The organism is Okeania sp. SIO2B9 (assembly GCF_010672505.1).
GTDB lineage: Bacteria > Cyanobacteriota > Cyanobacteriia > Cyanobacteriales > Microcoleaceae > Okeania > Okeania hirsuta.
In genome coordinates, this window is record NZ_JAAHGK010000859.1 from 1 (window position 1) to 3,411 (window position 3,411).

Here is a 3,411-nt window from a genome sequence, read left to right on the forward strand (position 1 = left end):
TCTCGAATGTCTTCTTGAGTTAATTGATACTTAGCATCGACGCTTACTATTGGTTTATAAGATGCTGGTTCTTGCATCTTACAGTAATAATTAAAAAATAACTTTTTTCCACCTGATTTGAATGCTACCCAAAACATATGATTATTCCACCCTGTAGGCAATTTATCCATCAAACTTTTAGGTAACAAGGGCTGAAGAAATTTCAGTTTGACCAGTACAAAAACAAATACCAGCTTCAGACGATACAAAAAGTGCGGTTCGTAAATCATATTTTTTAAGCTTTTGATTTGACTAATCAACTAAGTTTTATATTCAATTACAGAAAAATCGGCTTGAGTTGGGGTATGGGGCGAATTGTACTTTCTACTGCAATCCCATTGCGTAAGGCCAACAGTAATCCTGTCGCCTCCATGTAGCTATTGACACGATATATCTTGTGTCCCTGAGTTTCAATTTGTAGTTTTTCAGGAGTAATATCGTATTTAGTAGTATTATCTTTGACTAAAATTATGGGAACCCCTTGGTCTAGAGACGCTAAGAAAGGTATATTTCCCACTGTAGTTTCTGGCATTACCACTGCGGAAATATTCTCTACGGATATCCTAGTTTCACCTGCTGCTACAGGAGTATCAAATCTTACGGGGCGAGGAGAATTAATTAAACCATTCATGGGAGAACAAAGATATGCACTAGAAATTAATTCTGCTCCATCTCTGGGATCTACTAATTTACCAAATCCCGTATGTTCCCACTCTAATAATAATGGAGCATGGGCAGCAGTAAAGGGATAAAAATTAGTCGTCATGTGGGTCAGAATTGCTTCCGCACCCCCCCAGGGATTGGCAATAGATTCTCCTCGGTAGTAAGCTTGACGCACTTTGTCATCTACTTGCAAAGTGGTCATTAAAGCTACTGCTCCAACGGCAGAATTTTCCACCACATCTAGAGCTTTTATCAACTCATCCATACCTTTAAATTCCCCAGAAGCATTACCATACTGGGAATAGGTACAGGTGGTTTCAACAGAACCACCCGTTACAACTACAGGGTCGATATTAATTCCTCCCACAGCACGCAAGCCATTTAGAGCGTTAATAACATTGTTTAAAAATCGCTCATCTCTTGGCTTTTCAATAATTGCTGCAATGTTTTTGCGTTTCTCAGGAATTACTCCAATATTACCCAGTAGTAATTGACAAATCAGATTTCCTTCTAAATAAAGAACATTATCCTGAGCAAAATAGATATCCGATGCTGTAACTGCATTGGGATTTGTTACCAGATAGTCACAAGCGGTTGCTAACAGATTGGTACTGGGAGTAGCGTCTCCCGCAAAACCACCAATTTCTGCTCTAACTCCTGTAGGAATAATACTAACTGCTACAAACGGCTTATTAGAAACTCGCTGACGAATATTAATGTCTAGTAATGATGACCAAACTGGCTTTCTGTCTGTATCGATAAAGCTTGATTCAAAGGTGAGGATATCTCCTTCAACTTTCGTTAAAATTAAGCGAATGGGAATGCCTGGTAAGGGAAATTGCCCAATTTATTGGGCAATTTCCCTCCAGGTGCGCTGTTGTGGAGGACATTGAATTTCAAAGTCTTTGGTATATACTTGAGACATTAACTAAACGTTTTAAGATTAACTTGAAGCAACATAAATAATTATAATCTAAAGTCAACTAAATAATTACAAGTTGAGGAAAAATTTCTTGATGCTCCTGCAACCAACAAAAAAAAGTTGTAATATCATGTCCGCTTGAATACTTACATGAAAACTGCTATAAATTGGAATTTGTCTTCCCAATACCCAATCTCAGCTTTTAGCGGATTGGGTTTGTTGAACGATTGTCATATTCAATCGCCCAGGGAATAGAGATAGCGATAAAAGTCAGAGTGCTGGAGAGACTAGAGACAATATTGGCATTAGTGATTTTTGCGTAACCGCTGAATAATTCGGGGTAAATCGTTCAATGACAAGCCTCAAATGGAGTAAAATCCTTCTCGAATAGGTAGTCCGCCCCCATTTATTGAGCGGTTACATTTTTGCTATGATTTTTTTTTGGGAAATTGGGTTTGTATTAGATACCACTAAGGTATTGGCATCTGTCTCCAACAAACCCGGTTTCTTGTAACACCAGAGTGATTATTTCATAGTTTGATTCACCAACACCACAACATTTACCTTTGGAAAACGTAAAACTTATTGGATTGATCAACCCCTAGAGACTTAAACCCGACTTCAGTAAATGAATTAATCATTTCTATTTCATCGAAAACGACCAATTTTACAGATTGACGTGAAAGTATTTTTTCCTCATTGGAAAATGTATACCACTTTGTCATATAGTCACCTGAATAGTTGATTTCTTGAGAGTAAGTAATATCTTCTGATATTGCTTTTGAATAGTTCTTGTGTTCTCCCTGAATTGAAATAATTAGTAATCCATCGTCTTCTAATAAATTGTAGAGTTTACGCAGTAGGCTAAGATGATCTAACTTATCATCGCAGTAACTATATAATCGATACTGCCCGCTATCTTGGTGTGAAATACAGATAGTACCACCACTAGAAATGATAGATTGGAAGGACTCATTTTCTGGATAGTCTCTAATGTCTAAATTTAATAACTTGACATTGTAATCTGACAACCTACGCCGAGCTTTGACAAGCATTTCTTCAGAAAAGTCTACTCCTGTGATCTCGTAATTCTGAACTTGCAGCATTTGTTCAGTAAGTAAACCAGTTCCGATACCCACATCTAAGATTTTTGTTCTGCTTCCTAAGATAAGTGCCAATGAGTTAACAAAAGCTTGATGATCGTAATAACCTGCTTGCATCAATAAATCATAAAATTGAGCAAGTTCTATGTATTCATTCTGCTTTCTAATAGTAGCTGAAGAAGCTTGATCTATATTCGACATATTTTTGTTAGTTCCTATTCAGTAAATTGTACGTTGTGGTAGCGATAGTCTGGAAGTTCCAGATTCGAGGGGAGTAGTGGAATCGATAGGATAAGGGGTTCGTCACCCAGATATACAACTGCCTGAGAATACATGGTGTCGTTGTTAGGTGCGCCACCAAGCAAGTTGGTGGGATGAATCCTTCAGTTTCCGGAGGTAGATAAATTGGTTGACCGTACCCTCATTCAATATTAGGTGATGCTTGTAAGCTCTTGGCATATAGCTCTTGATTGATTGCATTTGAACTGGTAAGTCATGACAAAAAGTTTTTGATAATTTAGAATCAAAATTAACCCAAGATAGCAGACAATCAGGATATTTCAATATTTATTAATATTTGTCTAACTTTGTTCAATTATTCGGCTTCAGTAGTTAGCCCCAAGAAAAGGCATAGATAAATGCCTGCACTCCGAGGGTATATGCGTATTCTTCTTCCTAATCAAA

Annotated in this window: 5 protein-coding genes; 1 reads left to right on the plus strand and 4 read right to left on the minus strand. The window is 37.3% G+C overall.

The window, feature by feature from the left end; translation table 11 throughout:
- Together F6K13_RS24580 and F6K13_RS24585 are read right to left on the minus strand one after the other, a co-directional pair.
- A partial coding sequence (locus tag F6K13_RS24580) for a hypothetical protein (protein WP_287288659.1) occupies positions 1 to 269 on the minus strand: 269 nt, incomplete at its 3' end.
- A 47-nt stretch (positions 270 to 316) separates the two neighbouring features.
- A complete protein-coding gene (locus tag F6K13_RS24585) occupies positions 317 to 1,486 on the minus strand; it encodes a DUF3326 domain-containing protein (RefSeq protein ID WP_353735712.1) in 1,170 nt (389 codons plus the stop codon).
- Here F6K13_RS24585 and F6K13_RS24590 point away from each other — a divergent pair.
- The gene (locus tag F6K13_RS24590; RefSeq protein ID WP_287288661.1) at positions 1,419 to 1,595 is read left to right on the plus strand and encodes a hypothetical protein; all 177 of its coding nucleotides are present in this window, start codon (positions 1,419 to 1,421) and stop codon (positions 1,593 to 1,595) included. The two genes, F6K13_RS24585 and F6K13_RS24590, sit on opposite strands and share 68 nt — an antisense overlap.
- A gap of 589 nt (positions 1,596 to 2,184) precedes the next feature.
- Here the strand turns inward: F6K13_RS24590 and F6K13_RS24595 are convergent.
- Positions 2,185 to 2,928, minus strand: a complete 744-nt coding sequence (locus F6K13_RS24595; RefSeq protein WP_124155215.1) for a bifunctional 2-polyprenyl-6-hydroxyphenol methylase/3-demethylubiquinol 3-O-methyltransferase UbiG — start codon at positions 2,926 to 2,928, stop codon at positions 2,185 to 2,187.
- 14 nt (positions 2,929 to 2,942) lie between these two features.
- Positions 2,943 to 3,092, minus strand: a complete 150-nt coding sequence (locus F6K13_RS35380; RefSeq protein ID WP_124145758.1) for a DUF1254 domain-containing protein — start codon at positions 3,090 to 3,092, stop codon at positions 2,943 to 2,945.
- Positions 3,093 to 3,411: the final 319 nt, after the last annotated feature.

What these genes read in the sequence shown, in the direction of transcription:
- F6K13_RS24590 (WP_287288661.1), top strand. Translation starts at nt 1,419, where the DNA reads ATGTCTAGTAATGATGACCAAACTGGCTTTCTGTCTGTATCGATAAAG.
- F6K13_RS24595 (WP_124155215.1), bottom strand. Translation starts at nt 2,928, where the DNA reads ATGTCGAATATAGATCAAGCTTCTTCAGCTACTATTAGAAAGCAGAAT.